The organism is Pseudomonas sp. TUM22785 (genome assembly GCF_028198105.1).
GTDB classification, from domain to species: Bacteria; Pseudomonadota; Gammaproteobacteria; order Pseudomonadales; family Pseudomonadaceae; genus Metapseudomonas; species Metapseudomonas solani.
Window position 1 is genome coordinate 999,871 of sequence record NZ_CP116239.1, and the last position, 22,558, is coordinate 1,022,428.

The following is a 22,558-nucleotide window of genomic DNA, read 5'->3' on the forward strand; positions in this document are numbered from 1 at the left end:
GAAATCACCTTCCAGCGCTCTACATATGCCGCAGGGCCAGGCTCCGGGCGGGGCCGCTGTGCTAACCTGCGGCATGTTTTTTTCGGGCTCCGGCAGCCCGTTTCCAGAGGTATTCCATGCATATCCATATCCTCGGCATCTGCGGCACCTTCATGGGTTCGCTGGCGGTGCTGGCCAAGGAACTCGGCCACCGCGTCACCGGCTCCGACGCCAACGTCTACCCGCCCATGAGCACCCAGCTGGAGGCCCAGGGCATCGAGCTGATGCAGGGCTACGACCCCGCGCACCTGGACCCGGCGCCGGACCTGGTGGTGGTGGGCAATGCGCTGTCGCGGGGCAACCCGGCGGTGGAGCATGTGCTGAACAAGGGGCTGCCCTATGTCTCCGGCCCGCAGTGGCTGGCGGACCACGTGCTGCAGGGCCGCTGGGTGATGGCGGTGGCCGGTACCCACGGCAAGACCACCACCACCAGCATGCTGGCCTGGGTGCTGGAGCATGCGGGCATGAGCCCGGGCTTCCTCATCGGTGGCGTGCCGCAGAACTTCGGCATCTCGGCGCGCCTGGGCGGCACGCCGTTCTTCGTGGTGGAGGCGGACGAGTACGACAGCGCCTTCTTCGACAAGCGCTCGAAGTTCGTTCACTACCGCCCGCGCACGGCGATCCTCAATAACCTGGAATTCGACCACGCCGACATCTTCCCGGACCTGCCCGCCATCGAGCGGCAGTTCCACCACCTTGTGCGCACCATCCCCGGCGAGGGGCTGATCATCCACCCCACCACCGAACCGGCCCTGGTACGGGTGCTGGAAATGGGCTGCTGGACGCCGGTACAGACCACCGGTGAAGGCGGCCAGTGGCAGGTGCGCCTGCTCAGCGAGGATGGCTCGCGCTTCGAGGTGCAGTTCGACGGCAAGGTGCAGGGCACCGTGGAATGGACCCTGACCGGCCAGCACAACGTGGCCAACGCCCTGGCGACCCTTGCCGCCGCGCGCCATGTGGGCGTGGTGCCGGAACTGGGCATCGCCGCCCTGAGCGCCTTCCGCAACGTCAAGCGGCGCATGGAGAAGGTCGCCGAAGTGAACGGCGTGACCATTTACGACGACTTCGCCCACCACCCCACCGCCATCGCCACCACCCTCGACGGCCTGCGCAAGCGCGTGGGCGAGGCGTCGGTGATCGCCATCATCGAGCCGCGTTCCAACTCCATGAAGCTCGGCGCTCATCGCGACGGCCTGCCGGAGAGCGTGGCCCAGGCCGACCAGGTGATCTGGTACGCGCCGCCGAACCTGGGCTGGGACCTGGCCGCCACGGCCGCCGCCTGCCCGGTGCCGGCGGTGGTCTGCGATTCGCTGGAGGCGATCATCGAGCGGGTGAAGGGCCAGGCGCGCCCGGGCACCGAGGTGGTGATCATGAGCAACGGCGGTTTTGGCGGCCTGCACGGCAAGCTGGCCAAGGCGCTGGAAGGCTGAGGACGACGACATGAGCGGACCCGAACGCGTCACCCTGGCGATGACCGGCGCTTCCGGTGCCCAGTACGGCCTGCGCCTGCTGGACTGCCTGGTGCAGGAAGACCGCGAGGTGCACTTCCTCATTTCCAAGGCCGCGCAGCTGGTGATGGCCACCGAGACCGAGGTCACCCTGCCACCCAAGCCGCAGTCGATGCAGGCCTTCCTCAGCGAATACACCGGCGCCGCGCCGGGGCAGATCCGCGTCTACGGCAAGGAAGACTGGATGGCCCCGGCGGCCTCCGGTTCCGGTGCACCGGGGGCGATGGTGGTGGTGCCTTGCTCCACCGGCACGCTGTCGGCCATCGCCACCGGTGCCTGCAACAACCTGATCGAGCGCGCCGCGGACGTGGCGTTGAAGGAGCGGCGCAAGCTGATCCTGGTGCCCCGCGAGGCGCCGTACTCCAGCATCCACCTGGAGAACATGCTCAAACTCTCCAACCTCGGCGCAATCATCCTGCCGGCCTCGCCGGGTTTCTATCACCAGCCGCAGACCATCGATGACCTGGTGGACTTCGTGGTGGCGCGCATCCTCAACCTGCTGGAAATCCCCCAGGACATGCTGCCGCGCTGGGGCGAGCACCATCTGCAGAGCAGCGATGACTGAACCGCGCCGCGCCCGCCTGGGCTTGCTCATCGGCCTGGTGCTGGTGTTCCAGGGCTGCGCCGCCGTGCGTACCCTGGACGCGGCCAAGCCCGGCGCGCCCATCATCTACTCCGGCACCCGGCTGGATTGGTATTCCCTCAATGGCGGTTGCTGCCCCAAGGACCGCTTCGGCGCTGAAGCGCCAGGCTGGGCGGCGCTCGACTTGCCGTTCAGCGCCGTGCTGGAGACGCTGTTGCTGCCCTTCGCGGTGGCGGCGGAGCTGGGCGTTGGGCTGGGTGTGACCGGGGGGAATTGAGGCGCTCCGTAGGGTTGCGTGGTGATGGGTTTCGTACCTCTACCCATCCTACGGATGATTCCTTCTGATCGGCCGACGTCAGGCCGGGTCCTGGCAGACATCCACCCATTGCGCGGCGACCAGTTCGGCCATGTGTTGCGGGGCGATGCGTACGGCGCTGTGGATGGCGCCGGCGGCGGGGACCACTTCATCGAAAGCCTGCAACGACAGGTCGCAATAGACCGGCAGCGGGGTGGCCAGGCCGAAGGGGCAGACGCCGCCGACGGGGTGGCTGGTCAGCGCCTGCACGGTTTCGGCGTCGAGCATCTTGGCCTTGGCGCCGAAGGCTTCCTTGAACTTGCGGTTGTCGATGCGCGCATCGCCGCGCGCCACCACCAGCAGGTGCTGCTCGCCGACGCGGAAGGCCAGGGTCTTGGCGATGCGGCCCGGCTCGACGCCGTGGGCCTCGGCAGCCAGGGCGACGGTGGCGGTGCTGGTTTCCAATTCGATGATGGCGAGTTCGGGGGCCTTCTCGGCGAGGAAGGCGCGTACGGATTCGAGGCTCATTCGGGGCTCCTTGATTTCTGTCCGGCTGGCTCAGGCGGCCAGCTGGTGCACGGCGGCGAGGCTGTCGTCGAGGCCGTAGCGGCCCTTGCCGTCGCGGGTGACGCGGCCCATGGCGACGCTCGGGTCGTGGGTGAAGAGCAGGCGGCCATTGCGCTCCAGCAGGCTGGCGAGCAGGGCTTCCTTCTCTTCTATCAGGCCTTCGGGGAAGCGGTCGTAGCCCATGGTGATGGGCAGGTGCACCCAGGGTGCGCCGGGGATCAGGTCGCCGCTGAACACCACCGGACCGTCGGGCATGGCGATCTCCGGCAGCAGTTGGCCGGGCGTATGGCCGTCGCTCCAGTGCAGGCGCCAGTCCGGGCCGAGGATCTCGGCGCCGGGCTGCTCGTCGATCAGCACTAGGCGGCCGCTGGCTTCCAGCAGTTCGAGCATTTCCGGGATGTAGGAGGCGCGGTCGCGCGGGTGCGGGTTGCAGGCGCGCTGCCACTGGCGGCGGCCGGTGACGAAGCGGGCGTTGGGGAACAGCAGGCGCATGGGCTGGTCCTGTTCCCAGGCGGCGAGCAGGCCGCCGGCATGGTCGAAGTGCAGGTGGGTGAGCAGCACGATATCGATGTCGGCATCGGACAGGCCCGCCTCGGCGAGGCTGTCGAGCAGCACGTGGTGCGCCTCCTGCACGCCGAAGCGGTGCTTGAGCTCGGGCGGGAAGAAGGCACCGATACCGGTTTCGATGAGGATGTTGCGCTCGTCTTCCTGCACCAGCAGGGCGCGGCAGCCGAGGTCGATGCGGTTTTGCGCGTCCGGCTGCATCCAGCGCTCCCAGAGGGCGCGCGGGGCGTTGCCGAACATGGCGCCGCCGTCGAGTTTCTGGCTGTTGCCGGTGAGCGAGGTGAGGGTACGCATGGGGCGGTTCCGGGCTGGCTTTCAAGCGCCCAAGGCTAACCCGGTTGCGGGGGCGCCGGTCAATCCGCCCAGCCGCGATAGACGAAGGTCATGGGGCGCGGGCCCTGCAGGTAGCCGGTGTGCAGCTCGCGGATGGCGAAGCCGCCGGCCTCGATCAGGCGCGGGATGTCGCGGTTGAGGTGGCAGCCGCCGGCGAAGGGTTTCCACAACGGCGTGAGGCGATGCTGCCAGCGCACCACCGGGGCGTCCGGTGCCAGGCCGTGTTCGGCGAACAGCAGGCGCCCGCCGGGCTTGAGCACGCGGCGCATTTCCTTCAGCGCCGCCGGTGCATCGGGGATGGTGCAGAGGGTGAAGGTGCAGACGATGCTATCGAAGCTGGCGTCGCTGGCCTGGATCTCGCCCAGTTCCAGGGCGATGGTTTCCACCGGGATGGTGATGGCGTCGGCACGCTGGCGAGCCAGGGCCTGCATCTGCGCGGCGGGGTCGACGCCGATCACCACCTGCACCTTGGCCGGGTCATAGAAGCCGAGGTTGAGGCCCGTGCCGATACCGATCTCCAGCACCCGGCCTTCGGCCTGGGGCACGATCTTCGAGCGGGTCTTCATCACTTCGCCCATGCCGCAGGCGTAGTCGATCAGGCGGGGCAGGACGTGGCGATCGTAGAAACCCATGGCGGGCAGTCCATTGCGGTTGACGAGGCATTCACGTTAGCAGGGCGCATCCCCGCGCGGCGCGGGGATTTCGGCCAATGGCGGGAGGATTCCCGCCCGGGCTTAGCGGCCCAGGCGGCGCAGTTCGTCCGATTCGATGATGCGCGTGCCCTGGTCGGTTTCCAGGGCCAGGCGCCACAGGGCTCGGGCCAGGGTGCAGGCGCCGATGCCACGGTACTTGCCCGGCAGCCAGCGCATGAGCGGGGCGGCCAGGCGTTCGCCGAGGCGGAATTCGCTGCGCGGGCCGAGCAGCAGGGACGGGCGTACCAGGGTCAGCTGTGGCCAGTCCTGGGCCTTGAGCGCTGCCTCCATCTCGCCCTTGGTGCGGTTGTAGAACACCGAGGAACTGGCGTCCGCGCCCAGGGCGCTGATCACCAGGTAGTGGCGGGCGCCGAGTTCGCGGGCGCGGGCGCCGACGGCGAGCACCAGGTCGAGGTCGATGGCGCGGAAGGCTTCCTGGGAGCCGGCCTGGCGGATGGTGCTGCCGAGGCAGCAGAAGGCGGTGTCCACCGGCCCCTGGAGTTGCGGCAGCAGGTCGGCGATATCGCCCACCGGGTTGTCCAGGCGCTTGTGCTCGGCGAGGGGGCGACGGGTCGGCGCGAGCACCCGCTCCACCGTGGGTTCGTTGAGCAGTCGGTCGAGCAGGTGTTCACCGGTCAAGCCCGTGGCGCCGGCGAGCAGGATGTGCTGGGGCGTCAGATGCATGCTGTTTCTCCGCTGTTACAGCTTCAGCTTAGTGGCTGGCGGCGGTTTTGCCGTCGGCCGTTGCAGGTTGCGCGGCGAGGGCCTCTTGGGCTTGCGCGGCGCGCAACTTTCGCCAATGGGCGAGCACCGGTTTTGGTGCCCAGATCTGCGGTTCGGAGGGTTCGAAACCGTCGGCCTTCTCCCATTCGGCAACCTCGGTGCGGGCGAGTTCGAAAGCACGTTCCAGGTCGTCGGTCTGGTTCAGGGCGTCGGCCAGCAGGGCGCGGCCGAAGTAGGTGAATTCGTTGTCGTCGGAGCAACCGAAGGACACCCGGTCGGCGCGGGCGGCGGTCATCACCAGGGTCTTGTCGTCCTTGAGCGCGGGGATGAAACCGCCGGAGTAGCAGGCGGAGATCACCACCACCTTGTGGCGCTCCTTCAGCGGCGCCAGCACCGTGGCCAGCTCGCTGGCGGGCAGGTCGCCGAGCTGCAGGCCGGGCTGCTCGAGGGCCAGCTGGTGGTCGGCGGAGCCGTGGCTGGTGAGGTAGATGAACACCAGGTCTTCCGGCCCGCTGCGCTGGGCGATGCCCTGGATGGCGCGGGCCAGGCTCTCGCGGGTGGCCAGGGGGCGGTCGGCCATGTGGTCGCGGTGGTTGATCAGGGTGATGTGGCCGTGGGCGCCGAAGCGCTGGTCGAGCAGCGTGGCGACGTAGTCGGCCTCGCGCAGGAATACGCTCTGGCGGCCATCGCCCCCCAGGCTCAGGGAGTACAGCTCCACCGCCGGGGTGGAGGCGGGCAGGGCGTCGATGGCGGCGTCGAGCAGGCGGCCTTGTTCCAGCAGGCCGACCTCCAGGGGGTTGGGCAGCGCCTTGCCGGTTTCATCGTTGATGCGCCGGCCACCGCGCCAGGTGCCTTTCTCCTGGCCGCCGTCGGCCAGGGTCAGGGTGCCCTTGCCGGCATAGCGCCCAGCGGCGAAACCGCCTTCGTAGCGGCTGCCATCGGCGAGGCTGAGGCTGCCTTCGCCCTGGTAGCGCCAGTTGCGGAAAGCGCCGGTGTACAGCTCGCCGTCCGCGCCCTTGTATTCGCCCCTGCCGGTGAGGCTGCCGCCCTTGAACTGGCCGCTCCAGACCGAGCCTTCGGCGTTCTGGTAGCGGCCCTTGCCGTCGAACAGACCGCCTTTGAAGCCACCGCTGTAGAAGCCGCCGTCGGCGCCCTGGTAGTCGCCTTCGCCATCGAGTTGGCCGGCCTTGAACGGGCCGGAATAGCGCGAGCCATCGGCGTCGGTGCGCACGCCCCGGCCGGTCTGTTCGCCGCGTTTGAACTGGCCCTGGTAGCTGCTGCCGTCGGGCAGGGTGAGCTTGCCCTGGCCGTGGTAGCGATCGTCGCGGAAGGTGCCGCTGTAGACCATGCCTTCGCGGCTGAGCGTGCCTTCGCCGTTGAATTGGTTGGCCTTGAAGCCGCCCTCGTAGAGCGTGCCGTCGCCATAGGTCATGTGGCCGTTGCCGTCGAACAGGCCGTTGCTGAAATCGCCCTGGTACTCGACGCCGTTGGGGCCGTGCCAGGTGCCGCGCCCATTGGGCTGGCCATCCTTGAAGGTGCCTTCGAACCAGGTGCCGTTGCTGTAGTCCAGGCGCCCCGGGCCCTGCAGCAGGCCATCGACCACCGCGCCACGGTAGCGCGAGCCGTCGGGCAGGCGAGCGTCCGGCGGGGTGAGGGGTTCTCCGTCTCCGCAGGCCACGAGGAGCAGGGCGAGCGCGAGGGGCAGCAGCGGTTTCATCGACAGTCCCTTGAAGGTGGATACGGCTGGTGCAAGTGTGGCGTAAAAAAGCCCGCTATTGCGGGCTTTTCTTTTCAGTCAGGCAGGGGCTCAGGTCCACTGGGTGATCTTGTTGCCCTGTTTGTCGGTGAAGGCGCCGACGATGATCATGATGAAGTCGATCAGGGTCCAGATGCCCAGGCCGCCGAGGGTGAGGATCTGCAGGATGGCGGTGCCGATCTTGCCGGCGTAGAAGCGGTGCGCGCCGAAGGTGCCGAGGAAGAAGCACAGCAGGAAGGCGGGGAGAATGCGTTTTTCGGTCATGGAACTGTCCTTGTTGAGAAGGCGGGTGCCGATTGGCGATGGGGATTCTAACGAATGCGGCGCGGCGAAGGCCAATGGCGGGGGAAGTGCCGGCGAGGGCCGCCGGCACGATGCTTCAGACGAAGCAGAGGCTGAGGGACTCGGCGATGTAGGCAGGCTTGGCCTGGCCTTCGATCTCCAGGGTGGCGCGGGCCTTGATCAGCCACTGGCCGGGGTTCTTCTCGGTGACGTCCATGATGGTGAGCGCCAGGCGGACGCGGGAGTCCACCTTCACCGGCTGGATGAAGCGCACGCTGTCCAGGCCGTAGTTGATGCCCATCTTCATGCCTTCGGGCAGTACCAGCAGCCCTTCGGTGAGAGCCGGGATCAGCGACAGGGTGAGGAAACCGTGGGCGATGGTGGTGCCGAAGGGGGTGTGCTTGGCCTTCTCCGGGTCAACATGGATGAACTGGTGGTCGCCGGTGCACTCGGCGAACTGGTCGATGCGACCCTGGTCGATGGTCAGCCACTCGGAGTGGCCCAGGTCCTTGCCTATGTAGTTCTTCAGTTCGGATACAGGTACGAACGGCATGCTTCATCCTCCGTGGACGTGGTTTGTTGTTCTTCTTGCTGGGTCTTTGGCCGACCCTGGATTCATCGCCGTCTAGATCAGCATGGCCGGATGCCAGGGGTCAAGCTGGCATGCCCCCTGCGAATGGCGGGTTATAGCGAGGGGGGCGAGCGGGCCTATAATGGCGCGATCCTGGCAACGGGCCCTCTGCAACGGGCCTTGCGCGCGGTTCGCCGTTTGCTTCCTCGACCTATCCGGAGATTTTCATGCTTTTGCGCGGCCTGACCTGGCTGGTGCTGTTCCAGTTGCTCGGCACCGGGATCAACGCCCTTTTCCTGCAAATGCTGCCCGGCCCCATCATCGGCCTGGTGCTGCTGTTCCTGTTCCTCGTCGCCCGGGGCGAAGTGGGTGAGCCGCTGTCGGTGGCCTCCAGCAGCCTGCTGCGCTACCTGCCGTTGCTGCTGGTGCCGCCGGCGGTGGGGGTGATGGTCTATGCCCAGGCGATCTGGGCGGACTTCTGGGCGGTGGTCGGCGCGCTGGCGCTGTCGGTGTTCTTCTCGATGCTGTTCGTGGGCTGGCTGATGCAGCGCCTGATCGACCGCAAGGCCCGCCAGGAGGGTCGCCCATGAGCATCGACTGGCACGGCGCCTGGCAGGCCATCGCCCACCATCCGCTGTTCGGCGTCGGCCTGACGCTGGCGGCCTACCAGCTGTCCATCTTCCTCTACGAGAAGACCCGGCTGATGTTCCTGCAGCCGGTGCTGGTGTCCATGGCCGTGGTGATCGCGGTGCTGGTGCCCCTGGGCATCGGCTACGAGGAGTACCGCCAGAGCACCACGCTGCTGACCTTGCTGCTGGGCCCGGCCACCGTGGCCCTGGCGGTGCCGCTGTTCCTCAACCTCAAGCGCATCCGCCAGTTGTTCTGGCCGACGCTGATCACCCTGTTCATCGGCGGCCTGGTTGCTACGGTTATGGGCGTGGGCCTGGCCTGGGCCTTCGGTGCCGAGCACATGATGCTGATGACCATGGCGCCGAAGTCGGTGACTTCGCCCATCGCCATGCTGGTGGCCGAGCAGATCGGCGGCGTGGCGGCGCTGGCAGCGGTGTTCGTGCTGATCACCGGCGTCATCGGCGCCACCCTCGGCCCGGAGTTGCTGCGCCGCATCGGCGTGCGTCACCCGGCGGCCCAGGGCATGGCGCTGGGCATCACCGCCCACGCCGTGGGCACCGCCCGGGCGTTACAGGAAGGCGAGGAGTGTGGCGCCTTCGCGGCGCTGGCGATGAGTTTGATGGGTGTGGCCACCGCGGTGCTGTTGCCGCTGGCCGTTGCGATGGTCGTTTGAGGTCGTGTCGATGAATCTGCCGCTGTTTCCGCTCAATACCGTGCTCTTCCCCGGCTGCTCGCTCGACCTGCAGCTGTTCGAGGCGCGCTACCTGGACATGATCGGCCGCTGCATGAAGCAGGGCACCGGCTTCGGCGTGGTCTGCATCCTCGAGGGCGAGGAGGTGGGCGACGCGGCCAGCCGTTTCTCCGGCATGGGCTGCGAGGCGGTGATCCGCGACTTCAAGCAGTTGCCCAACAGCCTGCTGGGGATCCGCGTGGAAGGCGTGCGGCGTTTCAAGGTGACCCGCGCCGAGGTGCTGCCCGACCAGTTGACGGTCGCCGATATCGAGTGGCTGGACGAGGCCGAGGAGCGCCCGCTGCAGCCCGAGCACGCCGACCTCGCCGCGCTGCTCAACGCCTTGGCCGAGCACCCGCTGGTGCAGGGGCTGGGCATGGGCGGCCTGGCCAATGGGCAGCAGGAGCTGGCCAACCAGCTGGCCTACCTGCTGCCGTTCTCGCTCAAGGAAAAGCTCGAACTGCTGGCGCTGGGCGACCCCGAGCAGCGCCTGGGTCACCTGCAGGGGCTGCTCAACAAGCTGCAGGGCGACATGATCGCCTGAGGCTCCCGCTTCTCCCTTCCCGGGCTGAAGCCCGGGCTACCGGCTCCCGATCACTTGTAGCGGTACATGGCGAAGGCTTCGGGCAGGGCCCAGGTGGCTACGCCGCCGAGCAGGGCGATGCAGGCCGGGAGCACCAGCCACCAGACCCGCGCGCTCATCGCCGGCATCGGCTCGTCACGCTGCAGGATGGCCAGCCAGGCCGCACAGATGCAGCCGGCCAGCAGGGCGCCGGCAAGGATGTCGGTGGGCCAGTGCACCCCCAGGTAGACCCGTGACAGGGCGATGGCCAGCGCCGGCAGGCAGGCCAGCAACAGCCAGGTCAGGCGCATGCGTGCGGGCTGCGAGCGGCCGGCCAGCACGCCCAGCACCAGGAAGAAGGCGAAGGCTGCCGAACTGTGGCCGCTGGGGAAACTGAAGGTGCTCAGGGGCTCGGCCAGTACCTCCGGCCGGGCGCGGGCGAACAGCTGCTTCAGGCCGCCATTGGCCAGCGCCGTGCACACCAGGGTGGCGCCAGCGAACACCGCGTGGCGCCATTTCCGGGCGACCAGTAGCAGCGAGGTGAGCAGGGCGCCGGCGAACAGCTGGGTGCGGAAATCGCCGAGGCGGGTGACCAGCACCATGACGCTGTCGAGGGTGTCGTTGCGCTGCTCCTGCACCAGCGCCATCAGGCCCTGGTCGAAGTCGTGCAGGTAGGACCAGCCGAAGAACAGCCCCGCCAGCAGCGCCAGGCTGAGGCCGGCGGCCAGGGGCGTCGCCCAGCGCTTCTCGCGCAGGCTGCCCTGGAGGATCAGCGCCAGCATCGCCAGCACGGCGACCACCACCACGCCGGCCTCCTTCCAGAACCCCTCCGGCAAGGGCAGGCGGAAGGCCGCGCCCGTGGCCCAGCCGGGCAGCAGGTAGGCCACCGACCAGCCGGCCGCAGCGAGCATGCTCACCGCGATGAAGCGCGGCAGCGGCATGTCGAGCATGCCGGCGACCATGGGCAGCATCGGCCGCAGCGGGCCGATGTAGCGACCCACCAGCAGGCTGGCGACGCCGTAGCGGTTGAAGTAGTTCTCCGCCCCGGCCAGCCATTCCGGGTGGTGGCGCAGGCCCGGCAGGCGGCGGATGTTCTGGTGGAAGCGCCGGCCCAGCCCATAGGAAATGGCATCCCCCAGCAGGCCGCCGAAGTAGCCCAGCAGCAGGGTTTCCCAAAGCCCCAGTGCACCGCTGCCGGCCATCACGGCGACGGCGAACAGCAGCACGGTGCCGGGCACGATGATGCCGGCGATGGCCAGGCATTCGACGCAGGCGATGATGAAGATGGCCAGGCCCAGCCACTGCGGGTGGGCGCCGAGCCAGGTGGTGAGGGCGTCGAGCCATTCGCTCATGGGGTCGTTCCTTCGATCAGGTGATAGTGCTGCCCTTCGACCTGCCCACGGCGCAAAGGGTTGCGTGTGCAGTGCCGTGCATAACCGGCGTCGACGAAGCGGTAGAGCAGGTGCTCGTCGCGGCCGTGGGGAATGCCCAGGCGGGTGGTCTGGATGATCTGTGTCGGCCGCTCGCCAACGTCTTCGACGAACAGTCGGGCGGGGTCGAAACGCTGCGCATCCCATTCCTTCACCCGCAGGCCCATGGCCTTGCACAGCAGGGTCTGGCCGGCGCAGAGGCGTTCGGGCGGGCGCGGGATACCGTTGGCGTCGGGGTTGTTGAGCTGCATGGCGGTCAGTGCTTCGGGGCCGGAGATCGCGTCCACCCAGGGGTGGCCGGACTTGATCAGCACGGCGTTGCCGGGCCCCTGGGCGCTGAAATTGAGCGAGTCGCCGCCGCGCGCGTAGTACATATAGATGTGGCCGCCATCGAGGAACAGCGCCCGGCGCTTCTCGGTGTAGCCGAGGGAGGCGTGGCTGCCCTTCTCGGCGCAGTAATAGGCCTCGGTCTCGATGATGCGCGCCGACAGCCAGTGCTTGCCGACCCGGTGGCGGATGACCTTGCCGAGCAGTTCACGGGCCAGCAGTTGTGCGTCGCGGTCGAAGAAGGCATCGCCCAGGGCACGGTCTTGCGGCCAGGGCAAACTTAGGGTGGGAACGGTGGGCATGGGCTGTCTTGGCTATCCGCAGCGGCTTAGGCTGGCGATTATACGTAAGCCTCGACGGCCGGCAGCTGAACGGCTGGATGGGAAACACCGAGAAAAACAATAAAGAGTCCTGCCATGTCCAGAACCGCCCGGGCCGACAGCGCCCACATCACGCCCAGCGCGCACTACACCGGTTATGTCTGGTACCGCCATCACCTGGCCGACCCAGCGTTCGCCACCTCCCTCGGGCGCTGGGTGCACGGCCTGCTCAGCCCCATCACCTGGGGCGCGCGGGTGGGCTTCGGCCTGGATATCGAGAACTTCCTGCTGCAACGCCACCTGCTGATCGACGCCCGGCTCGACGCTGCCATCGCCACTGGCACGACCCAGGTGGTGGAGATCGCCTGCGGGCTGTCGCCCCGGGGTCGGCGCTTCTGCGAGCGCTACCCGGAGCTGCGCTACCTGGAGGCCGACCTGCCGCCCATGGCCGCGCGCAAGCGCCTGCTGCTGCACGGCGAGGGCTGGCTCAACAGCCGCCACCAGGTGCGCGCCGTGGACATCCTCGCGGGCGAGGGCGGGCAGGGGCTGGATGCATTGTTCGCCGGGCTGGACCGCCACCGGCCGGTGGTGGTGATCACCGAGGGGTTGGTCAATTACTTCGAGCTGCCGGTGATCGAGGGCTTCTGGCAGCGCCTGGCCGACCAGTTGCGCGCCTTCCCCTCAGCCTCCTACCTCACCGACCTCTACCCGGACCTGCGCGAGCACCCGCGCTACCGCCAGGTGCGCTGGGGCGTCGACCTGGTCGGCCGCTTCACCCGCGGCAACTACCCGCTGCACTACCGCGACGGCGCGGCCATCGTCGACGGCTTCAACCGCTGTGGTTTCCCCCGGGTGCAGGTGCTGGACCCACAGGTGCATGGCGCCGACCTGGGCTTGAGCATGGGGCGGTGGCCCACCCTGGTCCGCGTCGTCGAAGCTTCCATATGAAACGACCTGCGTTGCCATCGCGGCGTTAAAAACAGGCTCGAGGTGCTCATTTACAGCACGTAAACTCCCGCCCTTTCGCCTGTTTTTGCCTTGCGCTGGCTGCCTCGCCTACGTTTCAGGGCTTGAGTGGCAAAGGGCAAGGGGCAAGGGGCAAGGGGCAAGGGGCAAGCGGCAAGCGGCAAGCCACAAGTGACAAGCCAGAAGCCAAAGCCAAAAGCTTCAAGAAAACTCCTGGCTTCCAGCTTCCAGCTTCCAGCTTCCAGCTTCCAGCTCCCATCTTTCAGGCCGCTGCCGCCGCCATTTGCCAGGGTCCGACCTGGGCGGCGAGGGCGGCGCTGGCCTGGGCGTCGACATGGGTGAACACCAGCGACAGCGTGTCGCCCTGGCGGCGCAGGGGCAGCAGTTCCAGCGCTGGCAGGTCGCCGGCGCGCAGGCTCCAGCCACGGGTGGGCAGCGTGGTCGGCAGGTCGCCGTGCAGCAGGCCGCCGAAGAAGCCCAACTCGCTCACTTCCACGCTTAGCTCCCCCAGTTCCGGGTGGAACAGGCGGCCGTTGCGGTCGAGCGGGGCGAGGCGGGGTTCCTGGCGTTTCTCCAGGTTGCCGAGCATGCCCCGCGCCAGGCGCGTGGCACCGGGGGCCTGCTGCGGCAGCGGGTTGCCCTTGAAGAAGGGCACGTAGAGGCGCGAGCAGGCGTCGCGGCGTTCGAACTGGGCCAGGTGGTCGCCGTTCTCGATCAGTGCGCAGTCGGCATCGTCGCAGGCGGCGGCGAACAGCGCGTGTTCCCAGGGCTGGGTGAAGTGGTCGTATTCGCCGGCCAGCACCAGGGTCGGGCAGCGCGGGTGCTGGGCGAAGCCGCCGAAATCCAGCAGGCGCCGGCTGTTCTGCCGATAGCGCTCCTGCTCCACCGGCGACAGGCGTTGCAGCTGGCGCAGCATGGCCTTGCGGAAGCCCGGGGTGATGCCGGTGGCATCCAGGCGCAGCGGGTTGATCAGGCCGATCAGCACGCCCTGGGCGAAGGCCGCAAGGTTGCCTTCGGCGAGCATCAGCAGGCCTTCCTCCAGCAACGCGCGGGCGCCGTCGCGGCCGAAGGCGGTGATGCCGGCCAGCAGCAACCGCTCGCAGCGTTGCGGGTGGCGGCTGGCGAACAGCGCCGCCAGGGCCGAACCGTAGGACAGGCCGATGGGCATCAGCGGGGGCAGCGCCAGTTCCTCGACGAAGTCGGCGATCAGGTCGGCCAGTTGCTCCAGCCCCAGCTCGGGGGCCAGTTGCAGGTTGCCGCCCTGGCCGGGGAGGTCGAGGAGGATGACCGGGTGCTCGCCGAGCAGCTCCTCCACCTCGGCGGCGAAGGAGCGGAAGCTCTGGAAGGCGCCGCCTAGCATGAGCACCGGCGTTCGTGGGTCGTCTGCGTGGTGGGACCAGGCCTGGTAATGCAGGCACCAGGGGCCGATGTGGAGCCTCTCGGGGGGCGAGGCGAGCAGGTCTGCGCTGTATCCGGTGCGATAGAGCATGGCGATTCTCCGGCGCTCGGGCGCCTTGTTGTTGTTCTCGCCGCGAGTCGGGGCGCGGGGCACGACCTCAAGGTAAACATCGGTGACGATTTTGTTTACCCAACCTTCGGGCGGCAAAAAGCCAGTATTTTTCCGTGGGTGTCACCGTATCCCCTGCAACCGCGGGGGCTGGCGCTTGCGAGTGGGAGCCGGGGAGGGCGCGGAACGGGCTGTTTACCATCCGCCCGGCGCCGCTGGGCGTGGCGGGGCGCGCGGGCTATAATCGCCCACTTTTCCCAACTGCCAGACCGCCGAGACCATGACCGAGTCCGTTCTCGATTACATGACCCGCCTGGGCCGCGCCGCGCGCGCCGCCTCGCGCGTGGCCGCCCGTGCCAGCACCGCGCAGAAGAACCGCGCCCTGCTGGCCGCCGCCGATGCCCTGGACGCCGCCCGTGGCGAGCTGTCCGCCGCCAATGAGCAGGACCTGGCCAACGGCCGGGCCAATGGTCTGGAGCCAGCCATGCTGGATCGCCTGGCGCTGACTCCGGCACGCATCGACGACATGATCGAGGGCCTGCGCCAGGTGGCCACCCTGCCGGACCCCATCGGCGAGATCCGCGACATGCGCTACCTGCCTTCGGGCATCCAGGTGGGCAAGATGCGCGTGCCCCTGGGCGTGATCGGCATCATCTACGAGTCGCGCCCGAACGTGACCATCGATGCGGCCAGCCTGTGCCTGAAGTCCGGCAACGCCACCATCCTGCGGGGCGGTTCCGAAGCCATTCATTCCAACCAGGCCATCGCCCTGTGCATCCAGAAGGGCCTGGCCGACGCCGGCCTGCCGGCCGAGCTGGTGCAGGTGGTCGAGACCACCGACCGCGCTGCCGTGGGCGCGCTGATCAGCATGCCGGAGTTCGTCGACGTCATCGTGCCGCGCGGCGGCAAGGGCCTGATCGAGCGCGTCAGCCGTGATGCCAAGGTGCCGGTGATCAAGCACCTGGACGGCATCTGCCACGTCTATATCGACATCGCTGCGGACCTGGACAAGGCGATTCGCGTCGCCGACAACGCCAAGACCCAGCGCTACGCGCCCTGCAACACCATGGAAACGCTGCTGGTGCATGCCGGCATCGCCGAGCGCGTGCTGCCGCCGCTGGCCGCCATCTACCGCGACAAGCAGGTGGAGCTGCGTGGCGACGCCGCCACCCGCGCGCTGCTGGGCAGCGATGTGCTGGAGGCGACCGAGGAAGACTGGCGCACCGAATACAATGCGCCGATTCTGTCGATCCGCATCGTCGCCGGGCTGGATGAGGCCATCGAGCACATCAACGCCTACGGCTCGCAGCACACCGACGCGATCATCACCGAGAACTTCAGCGACGCCCGTCGTTTCCTCACCGAAGTGGATTCCGCCTCGGTGATGGTCAATGCCTCGACGCGCTTCGCCGACGGGTTCGAATACGGCCTGGGCGCGGAGATCGGTATTTCCACCGACAAGCTGCACGCCCGTGGCCCGGTCGGCCTGGAAGGCCTGACCAGCGAGAAGTACGTGGTCTTCGGTGACGGTCACGTGCGCACCTGATGGGCAAACGCATCGGTCTGTTCGGCGGTACCTTCGATCCTGTGCACATCGGCCACTTGCGTGGTGCGCTGGAGGTCGCCGAACTGATGGGGTTCGACGAGTTGCGTCTGATTCCTAGCGCCAGGCCGCCGCACCGCGAGACGCCGCAGGTTTCTGCGACCGATCGCCTGGAAATGGTCCAGCGTGCGGTGGCCGACCTGCCGCCGTTGCGGGTGGATGACCGCGAACTGAAGCGCGACCGACCGTCCTGGACCATCGACACCCTGGAGTCCGTGCAGGCCGAACTGGGCACGGACGACTCGCTTTACCTGCTGCTGGGCTGGGACGCCTTCTGCGGCCTGCCGAGCTGGCACCGCTGGGAGGAGTTGCTGGAGCACTGCCACATCCTGGTGTTGCAGCGGCCGGATGCCGACAGCGAACCACCGGAAGCACTGCGCGACCTGCTGGCGGCGCGCAGTGTCGCCGACCCCCTGGCCCTGGCCGGGCGCGGTGGGCAGATTTCCTTTGTATGGCAGGCACCGCTGGCGGTGTCCGCCACGCAGATCCGCCAATTGCTGGCCACCGGGCGTTCGGTACGATTCCTCGTCCCCGATGCGGTGCTGGCCTATATCCATGAGCACGGCCTGTACCGTGCGACGAGCTGAATGATCGAGGTAGTTGAACCGATGCAAAACGAAGAACTGGTCAAGGTCGCTCTTGCGGCCCTGGAAGACATGAAGGCCCAGGACATCACCACCATCGATGTACGCGGCAAGACCAGCGTTACCGACTTCATGGTGATCGCCAGCGGTACCTCCAGCCGCCACGTCAAGTCGATCGCCGACAACGTGCTGGAGAAGGTCAAGGAACAAGGCGTGAGGCCCCTGGGCAGCGAAGGCCTGGACAGCGGCGAATGGGCCCTGCTGGACCTGGGCGATGTGGTCGTCCACGTGATGCAGGTCGCCACCCGTCAGTTCTATGACCTCGAGCGCCTGTGGCAGGGTGCCGAGCAGAGCCGCGCCCAGCATCCCCAGGAATAACGGAGCGTCGCCTTGCGTCTGCGTCTGATCGCCGTTGGCTCGCGCATGCCCCGCTGGGTGGAGGAGGGTTGGCACGAGTACGCCAAGCGCCTGCCGTCCGAACTCGCCCTCGAACTGGTGGAGATCCCCCTGACCACGCGCGGCAAGAACGCCGACGTGGCGCGGATGATCCGCCAGGAAGGCGAGGCGATGCTGGCCAAGGTGCAACCCGGGGAACGCATCGTCACCCTGGAAGTCGAAGGCCGCGCCTGGAGCACCGAGCAACTGGCGGTGGAGCTGGACCGCTGGCGTCTCGACTCACGCACCGTGAACCTCATGGTCGGTGGCCCGGAAGGGCTGGCCCCCGAGGTTTGCGCGCGCAGTGAGCAACGCTGGTCGTTGTCGCCGCTGACCCTGCCGCACCCGTTGGTGCGGATCCTGGTCGGCGAGCAGATCTACCGTGCCTGGACCGTGCTGTCCGGCCACCCCTATCACAAGTAAGCCGTACCGATGCCGCAGCCGATCCGCCTGAAAGACCACGAGAAGGATGCCCGCCTGGTGCGGCGTCGCGTCGTCGTCGGCGCTGTGGCGGTGCTGCTGCTGACCTGCGTGCTGATCGCCCGCCTTTATTACCTGCAGGTGATCCAGTACGAGTACCACTCGACGCTTTCCGAGAACAACCGCGTCCACGTCCAGCCGATACCGCCGACCCGTGGCCTGATCTACGACCGCAACGGCCTGATCATCGCCGACAACCGGCCGAGCTTCAGCCTCACGGTGACCCGCGAGCGCGCCGGCGATTGGGAGCAGACCCTGGACGTGATAGTCGAGGCGCTGCAGTTGAGCGCCGATGACCGGGCGCTGTTCGAGAGGCGCATGAAGCAGGGGCGTCGCCCCTTTGAGCCGGTGCCCATCCTCTTCGAACTCTCGGAAGAGCAGATCGCCCGCGTGGCGGTGAACCAGTTCCGCCTGCCGGGCGTGGAAGTGGTGGCGCAACTGGTGCGGCACTACCCCCAGGGCGCGCACTTCGCCCATTCGGTGGGCTATGTCGGGCGCATCAACGAAAAAGAGCTCAAGGAGCTCGACCCGATCAACTACAGCGGCACCCACCATATCGGCAAGACCGGTATCGAGCGCTTCTATGAGGACACGCTGCACGGCGAGGTGGGTTACGAGGAAGTCGAGACCAACGCCCGTGGCCGCGTGCTGCGGGTGCTAAAGCGTACCGACCCTAAACCGGGCAAGGACCTGGTGCTGACCATCGACACGCGCCTGCAGGAGGCGGCCGAGGCGGCCCTCGCTGGGCGTCGCGGTGCCATCGTGGCAATCGAGCCCTCCAGCGGCGATGTGCTGGCGATGGTCAGCCAGCCGAGCTTCGATCCCAACCCCTTCGTCACCGGCATCAGCTTCAAGCAGTACGCCGAGCTGCGCGACTCCATCGACCGGCCGCTGTACAACCGCGTGCTGCGCGGCCTTTACCCGCCGGGCTCGACGGTGAAGCCGATGGTGGCCGTTTCGGGCCTGGACGCTGGCGTGGTCACCCCGGATTCGCGGGTGTTCGACCCCGGCTTCTACCAACTGCCCAACTACGACCACAAGTACCGCAACTGGAACCGCAGCGGCGACGGCTGGGTGAACCTGGAGACCGCGATCATGCGCTCCAATGACACCTACTTCTACGACCTCGCCCATAAGATGGGCATCGACCGCCTGCACACCTATATGAGCCGCTTCGGCTTCGGCCAGAAGGTCGCCCTGGACATGTTCGAGGAAACCACCGGGCTGATGCCGTCCCGCGACTGGAAGCGCGCCCGCTACCGCCAGGCCTGGTACCCGGGCGAGACGCTGATCCTCGGCATCGGCCAGGGCTACATGCAGGCCACGCCCCTGCAGCTGGCCCAGGCCACCTCGCTGATGGCCAGCCGCGGCAAGTGGATCCGCCCGCACCTGGCCAAGACCATCGAAGGCAAGCCGCCGGAAGACCCGAACCCGATGCCGGACATCGCGCTGCGCGATCCCAAGTTCTGGGACTATGGCCGTATCGGCATGGAGCAGGTGGTGCACGGCGCCCGTGGCACCGCGCGCAAGGTCGGCGACGCCTCGGTCTATCGCATCGCCGGCAAGTCCGGTACCGCGCAGGTGGTGGCGATCAAGCAGGGCGAGAAGTACGACCGCTCGAAGGTCCAGGAACGCCATCGCGACCACGCGCTGTTCATCGGCTTCGCTCCTGCCGACAACCCGAAGATCGCCGTGGCGGTGATGGTGGAGAACGGCGAGTCCGGCTCCGGTGTCGCTGCGCCCGTGGTGAAGCAGGTGATGGATGCCTGGCTGCTGGGCCCCGATGGGCAGCTCAAGCCCGAGTTCCAGTCGCCGCAGGCGCCCCTCACCGCCGAGAAGAGCCCGAGCCGATGAACAGCAACTTCGACCGCACCCTGTCCAACGAGGACGTGATGCGCCGCCGCGCCAGCCTGCTGCAGCGTCTGCACATCGATGGCCAGTTGCTCCTGCTTCTGTTGCTGCTGGCCGCCGGCAGCCTGTTCGTCCTTTATTCGGCCAGCGGCAAGCACTGGGACCTGCTGATGAAGCAGGCGTCTTCCTTCGGCCTCGGCCTGGTGGCGATGGTGGTGATCGCCCAGTTCGAACCCCGCTTCCTCGCCCGCTGGGTACCCCTTGGCTATGTCGGTGGCGTGGCGCTGCTGATAGTGGTGGACATCATGGGCCACAACGCCATGGGCGCGACGCGCTGGATCAACATCCCCGGGGTGATCCGCTTCCAGCCCGCCGAGTTCATGAAGATCCTGATGCCGGCGACCATCGCCTGGTACCTGTCCAAACGCACTTTGCCACCCAAGCTCAAGCACGTTGTGGTGAGCCTGGCGCTGATCGTGGTGCCCTTCATCCTGGTGGTGCGCCAGCCGGACCTCGGCACCGCGCTGCTGATCCTCGCCTCGGGCGCCTTCGTGCTGTTCATGGCCGGGCTGCAGTGGCGCTGGATACTCGGCGCGGTCACGGCGGTGGTGCCGATCGCGGTGGGGATGTGGTTCTTCGTCATGCACGACTACCAGAAACAGCGGGTGCTGACCTTTCTCGACCCGGAGAGCGACCCGCTCGGCACCGGCTGGAACATCATCCAGTCGAAGGCGGCGATCGGTTCGGGTGGGGTGTTCGGCAAGGGCTGGCTGCTGGGCACCCAGTCGCACCTGGATTTTTTGCCCGAAAGCCACACGGACTTTATCATTGCCGTCCTCGGCGAAGAGTTCGGCCTGGTCGGCGTGTGCATCCTGCTGCTGGTCTACATGCTGCTGATCGGTCGCGGCCTGGTCATCACCGCCCAGGCGCAGACCCTGTTCGGCAAGCTGCTGGCGGGCAGCCTGACCATGACCTTCTTCGTTTATGTGTTCGTCAACATCGGCATGGTCAGCGGCCTGCTGCCGGTGGTTGGAGTGCCTCTTCCCTTCATCAGCTATGGCGGAACTTCGCTGGTTACGCTGCTGTCAGGGTTTGGGGTTTTGATGGCCATCCATACCCATCGCAAGTGGATCGCCCAGGTTTGATACGAGTGAATAATTTGAAAATACTGCGCAACTGGATGATGCGAGGGGCCCTGGGAGTGGGCTTCTGCGGCGTGCTGGGTGCAGCCGCCCCCGCATTGGCGGGCGACTATGAAGGAAGCCCCCAGGTCGCCGAGTTCGTTGCGGAGATGACCCGCGACTATGGTTTCGCCGGGGAGCAACTGGTCAGCCTGTTCCGGGAGGTCGAGCGCAAGCAGGCGATCCTCGATGCCATCTCGCGGCCGGCCGAACGGGTCAAGCCGTGGAAGGAATACCGGCCGATCTTCATCACCGATGCCCGCATCCAGAAAGGCGTGGATTTCTGGAACAAGCACGCCGACGCCTTGGCCCGTGCCGAGAAAGAGTACGGCGTGCCCGCCCAGGTGATAGTCGCCATCATCGGCGTCGAGACCTTCTATGGCGGCAACACCGGCAGCTACCGGGTGATCGATGCGCTGTCCACTCTGGGCTTCGACTACCCGCCGCGTGCCGACTTCTTCCGCAAGCAGCTCAAGGAGTTCCTCCTGCTGGCGCGCGAAGAGCAGGTCGACCCGCTCACCCTCAAAGGCTCCTACGCCGGCGCCATGGGCCTGCCGCAGTTCATGCCGGGCAGCTTCCGCGCCTACGCGGTGGACTTCGACGGTGATGGCCACATCGATATCTGGAACAACCCGGTGGATGCCATCGGCAGCGTGGCCAGCTACTTCAAGCGCCATGGCTGGGTAGCCGGCGAGCCGGTAGTGAGCCGCGCCCAGGTGCGTGGCGAGAATGCCGAACAGGGCCTCACCGAAGGCCTAGACCCGGTGAAGAATGTCGGCGAACTGCGCGCCCTGGGCTGGGCAAGCGGTGACGCCTTGCGCGATGATCTCCCCGTCACGGCCTTCCGACTGGATGGCGTCGACGGCATGGAGTATTGGATGGGCCTGCCCAACTTCTACGTGATCACCCGCTACAATCGCAGCGTGATGTATTCCATGGCGGTGCATCAGCTTTCAGAATCCTTGGTCAATGCACGGGGCGGGCGTTAACAGATGCAGCCAATGCCTATGAGAATCGCTGCTTACGGTGTCCTGGCGCTGATGCTCGCCAGTTGCTCCAGCAGCCGTACCCCGCAGCCGGTACAGCAGGGCGGAAATATTTCCGGCCCCGGCGACTATTCGCGCCCTCATCGTGACGGCGCTCCCTGGTGGGACGTGGACGTATCGCGGATTCCCGATGCCGTGCCCATGCCGCACTACGGCTCGTACAAGGCCAACCCCTATACGGTGCTCGGCAAGACCTACTACCCGATGAGCGATGCGCGCCGCTACCAGGCCACCGGCACCGCCTCCTGGTACGGCACCAAGTTCCACGGCCAGGCCACTGCCAACGGCGAGGCCTACGACCTCTACGGCATGACCGCCGCGCACAAGACCCTGCCGCTGCCGAGCTACGTCAAGGTGACCAACCTGGACAACGGCCGCACCGTGATCCTGCGGGTCAACGACCGTGGCCCGTTTTACTCCGACCGCATCATCGACCTGTCCTTCGCTGCCGCGAAGAAGCTCGGCTATGCCGAGAGCGGCACCGCGCGGGTCAAGGTGGAAGGTATCGATCCCAACGAGTGGTGGGCTGCCCAGGGCCGCCCGGTGCCCATGGTGCTGGCACAGCCGCAGCAGGTGGCCAAGGCGCAGCCGGCGCCGAGCGTCGCGCAGGTTGCCTCCGCCCCCGTTGAGCAGTACACCCCGCCGCCCGCGCAGCACGCAGCCGCCGTGCTGCCCGTGCAGATCGACGCAAAAAAAAACGGTTCACTCGGAGCATCTGGCCTGTATCTCCAGGTGGGCGCCTTCGCCAATCCGGACGCTGCGGAGCTCCTCAAGGACAAGCTGAGCGGGATGGTGAGTGCCCCGGTATTCATCAGCTCGGTCGTGCGCAATCAGCAGATCCTGCACCGGGTACGCCTGGGGCCGATCGACACGCAGGGTGAAGCACAGCAATTGCAGGACAGCGTACGCCTGGCCAACCTCGGCCAGCCGACCCTGGTGAAGCCGGACTGACGGCTTCGTTCTTTGCCCGCAAGGGCCTGTTAGACCATTAGC

25 protein-coding genes are annotated in these 22,558 nt (G+C 67.3%); 15 read left to right on the forward strand and 10 right to left on the reverse strand.

Annotation, left to right across the window (positions count from 1 at the left end):
• Positions 1-116 precede the first annotated feature (116 nt).
• Genes mpl through PI990_RS04710 form a run of 3 tightly spaced genes read left to right on the forward strand, consistent with a single transcriptional unit; the run spans position 117 to position 2,407 of the window.
• A complete protein-coding gene (gene mpl / locus PI990_RS04700; protein ID WP_271659950.1) occupies positions 117-1,469 on the forward strand; it encodes a UDP-N-acetylmuramate:L-alanyl-gamma-D-glutamyl-meso-diaminopimelate ligase in 1,353 nt (450 codons plus the stop codon).
• A 10-nt stretch (positions 1,470-1,479) separates the two neighbouring features.
• Complete coding sequence (gene ubiX / locus PI990_RS04705) at positions 1,480-2,112, forward strand: flavin prenyltransferase UbiX (protein ID WP_043245935.1); 633 nt, start codon at positions 1,480-1,482, stop codon at positions 2,110-2,112.
• Positions 2,105-2,407: a YceK/YidQ family lipoprotein gene (locus PI990_RS04710; RefSeq protein ID WP_271659951.1), complete on the forward strand. Its 303-nt coding sequence runs from the start codon at positions 2,105-2,107 to the stop codon at positions 2,405-2,407. The genes ubiX and PI990_RS04710 overlap by 8 nt, the downstream gene beginning before the upstream one ends.
• A gap of 78 nt (positions 2,408-2,485) precedes the next feature.
• Here PI990_RS04710 and PI990_RS04715 read toward each other — a convergent pair whose 3' ends face one another.
• The 7 genes from PI990_RS04715 to PI990_RS04745 form a co-directional block, all read right to left on the reverse strand.
• The gene (locus PI990_RS04715) at positions 2,486-2,953 is read right to left on the reverse strand and encodes a YbaK/EbsC family protein (RefSeq protein ID WP_184489622.1); all 468 of its coding nucleotides are present in this window, start codon (positions 2,951-2,953) and stop codon (positions 2,486-2,488) included.
• A 30-nt stretch (positions 2,954-2,983) separates the two neighbouring features.
• On the reverse strand, positions 2,984-3,850 hold the full coding sequence (locus tag PI990_RS04720) for an MBL fold metallo-hydrolase (protein ID WP_271659952.1): 867 nt from the start codon (positions 3,848-3,850) through the stop codon (positions 2,984-2,986).
• 59 nt (positions 3,851-3,909) lie between these two features.
• On the reverse strand, positions 3,910-4,521 hold the full coding sequence (locus tag PI990_RS04725; protein ID WP_021221505.1) for a class I SAM-dependent methyltransferase: 612 nt from the start codon (positions 4,519-4,521) through the stop codon (positions 3,910-3,912).
• Between the two features lie 102 nt (positions 4,522-4,623).
• Positions 4,624-5,265, reverse strand: coding sequence for an oxidoreductase (locus tag PI990_RS04730; RefSeq protein WP_271659953.1), 642 nt, complete (start codon positions 5,263-5,265; stop codon positions 4,624-4,626).
• Positions 5,266-5,293: 28 nt separating this feature from the next.
• The gene (locus PI990_RS04735) at positions 5,294-7,021 is read right to left on the reverse strand and encodes a C13 family peptidase (protein ID WP_271659954.1); all 1,728 of its coding nucleotides are present in this window, start codon (positions 7,019-7,021) and stop codon (positions 5,294-5,296) included.
• Positions 7,022-7,111: 90 nt separating this feature from the next.
• Positions 7,112-7,324, reverse strand: a complete 213-nt coding sequence (locus tag PI990_RS04740; protein WP_021221502.1) for a TM2 domain-containing protein — start codon at positions 7,322-7,324, stop codon at positions 7,112-7,114.
• 115 nt (positions 7,325-7,439) lie between these two features.
• On the reverse strand, positions 7,440-7,895 hold the full coding sequence (locus PI990_RS04745; protein WP_271659955.1) for a MaoC family dehydratase: 456 nt from the start codon (positions 7,893-7,895) through the stop codon (positions 7,440-7,442).
• A gap of 245 nt (positions 7,896-8,140) precedes the next feature.
• On the opposite strand from PI990_RS04745, the gene PI990_RS04750 reads away from it, so the two are divergent.
• The 3 genes from PI990_RS04750 to PI990_RS04760 are packed head-to-tail and all read left to right on the forward strand — an operon-like array spanning position 8,141 to position 9,817.
• Positions 8,141-8,503, forward strand: a complete 363-nt coding sequence (locus tag PI990_RS04750; protein ID WP_271659956.1) for a CidA/LrgA family protein — start codon at positions 8,141-8,143, stop codon at positions 8,501-8,503.
• Between the two features lie 2 nt (positions 8,504-8,505).
• Positions 8,506-9,216: an LrgB family protein gene (locus PI990_RS04755; RefSeq protein ID WP_271661261.1), complete on the forward strand. Its 711-nt coding sequence runs from the start codon at positions 8,506-8,508 to the stop codon at positions 9,214-9,216.
• A 10-nt stretch (positions 9,217-9,226) separates the two neighbouring features.
• Complete coding sequence (locus PI990_RS04760; RefSeq protein ID WP_271659957.1) at positions 9,227-9,817, forward strand: LON peptidase substrate-binding domain-containing protein; 591 nt, start codon at positions 9,227-9,229, stop codon at positions 9,815-9,817.
• Positions 9,818-9,867: 50 nt separating this feature from the next.
• Here PI990_RS04760 and PI990_RS04765 read toward each other — a convergent pair whose 3' ends face one another.
• Positions 9,868-11,187 carry a bifunctional DedA family/phosphatase PAP2 family protein gene (locus PI990_RS04765; protein WP_271659958.1) on the reverse strand — a complete coding sequence of 440 codons (1,320 nt, stop codon included), beginning with the start codon at positions 11,185-11,187 and terminating at the stop codon, positions 9,868-9,870.
• On the reverse strand, positions 11,184-11,894 hold the full coding sequence (locus tag PI990_RS04770) for a DNA-3-methyladenine glycosylase (RefSeq protein WP_271659959.1): 711 nt from the start codon (positions 11,892-11,894) through the stop codon (positions 11,184-11,186). The genes PI990_RS04765 and PI990_RS04770 overlap by 4 nt, the downstream gene beginning before the upstream one ends.
• Before the next feature lie 114 nt (positions 11,895-12,008).
• Here PI990_RS04770 and PI990_RS04775 point away from each other — a divergent pair, with 114 nt between their 5' ends.
• The gene (locus tag PI990_RS04775; protein ID WP_271659960.1) at positions 12,009-12,860 is read left to right on the forward strand and encodes a class I SAM-dependent methyltransferase; all 852 of its coding nucleotides are present in this window, start codon (positions 12,009-12,011) and stop codon (positions 12,858-12,860) included.
• A 280-nt stretch (positions 12,861-13,140) separates the two neighbouring features.
• On the opposite strand, the gene PI990_RS04780 is transcribed toward PI990_RS04775, so the two are convergent.
• The gene (locus tag PI990_RS04780) at positions 13,141-14,367 is read right to left on the reverse strand and encodes an alpha/beta fold hydrolase (RefSeq protein WP_271659961.1); all 1,227 of its coding nucleotides are present in this window, start codon (positions 14,365-14,367) and stop codon (positions 13,141-13,143) included.
• A 298-nt stretch (positions 14,368-14,665) separates the two neighbouring features.
• Between PI990_RS04780 and PI990_RS04785 the strand changes: the two genes are divergently transcribed.
• Genes PI990_RS04785 through PI990_RS04820 form a run of 8 tightly spaced genes read left to right on the forward strand, consistent with a single transcriptional unit; the run spans position 14,666 to position 22,516 of the window.
• Positions 14,666-15,931, forward strand: a complete 1,266-nt coding sequence (locus PI990_RS04785) for a glutamate-5-semialdehyde dehydrogenase (protein ID WP_263404274.1) — start codon at positions 14,666-14,668, stop codon at positions 15,929-15,931.
• Positions 15,931-16,575 (forward strand): nicotinate-nucleotide adenylyltransferase, encoded by a 645-nt coding sequence (nadD, locus tag PI990_RS04790; RefSeq protein ID WP_184489631.1) that lies wholly within the window; start codon positions 15,931-15,933, stop codon positions 16,573-16,575. Before PI990_RS04785 ends, nadD begins: the two co-directional genes overlap by 1 nt.
• Before the next feature lie 21 nt (positions 16,576-16,596).
• Positions 16,597-16,950, forward strand: a complete 354-nt coding sequence (rsfS, locus tag PI990_RS04795) for a ribosome silencing factor (RefSeq protein WP_031288488.1) — start codon at positions 16,597-16,599, stop codon at positions 16,948-16,950.
• Between the two features lie 12 nt (positions 16,951-16,962).
• Positions 16,963-17,430: a 23S rRNA (pseudouridine(1915)-N(3))-methyltransferase RlmH gene (rlmH, locus tag PI990_RS04800; RefSeq protein WP_021221490.1), complete on the forward strand. Its 468-nt coding sequence runs from the start codon at positions 16,963-16,965 to the stop codon at positions 17,428-17,430.
• A 9-nt stretch (positions 17,431-17,439) separates the two neighbouring features.
• On the forward strand, positions 17,440-19,341 hold the full coding sequence (gene mrdA / locus PI990_RS04805; protein ID WP_184489632.1) for a penicillin-binding protein 2: 1,902 nt from the start codon (positions 17,440-17,442) through the stop codon (positions 19,339-19,341).
• A gap of 38 nt (positions 19,342-19,379) precedes the next feature.
• Entirely contained in the window at positions 19,380-20,483 is a 1,104-nt protein-coding gene (gene rodA / locus PI990_RS04810; protein WP_169708471.1) for a rod shape-determining protein RodA, read from the forward strand.
• Between the two features lie 14 nt (positions 20,484-20,497).
• Complete coding sequence (mltB, locus tag PI990_RS04815; protein WP_031288487.1) at positions 20,498-21,508, forward strand: lytic murein transglycosylase B; 1,011 nt, start codon at positions 20,498-20,500, stop codon at positions 21,506-21,508.
• Between the two features lie 3 nt (positions 21,509-21,511).
• Positions 21,512-22,516, forward strand: a complete 1,005-nt coding sequence (locus tag PI990_RS04820) for a septal ring lytic transglycosylase RlpA family protein (protein WP_184489633.1) — start codon at positions 21,512-21,514, stop codon at positions 22,514-22,516.
• Positions 22,517-22,558 lie beyond the last annotated feature (42 nt).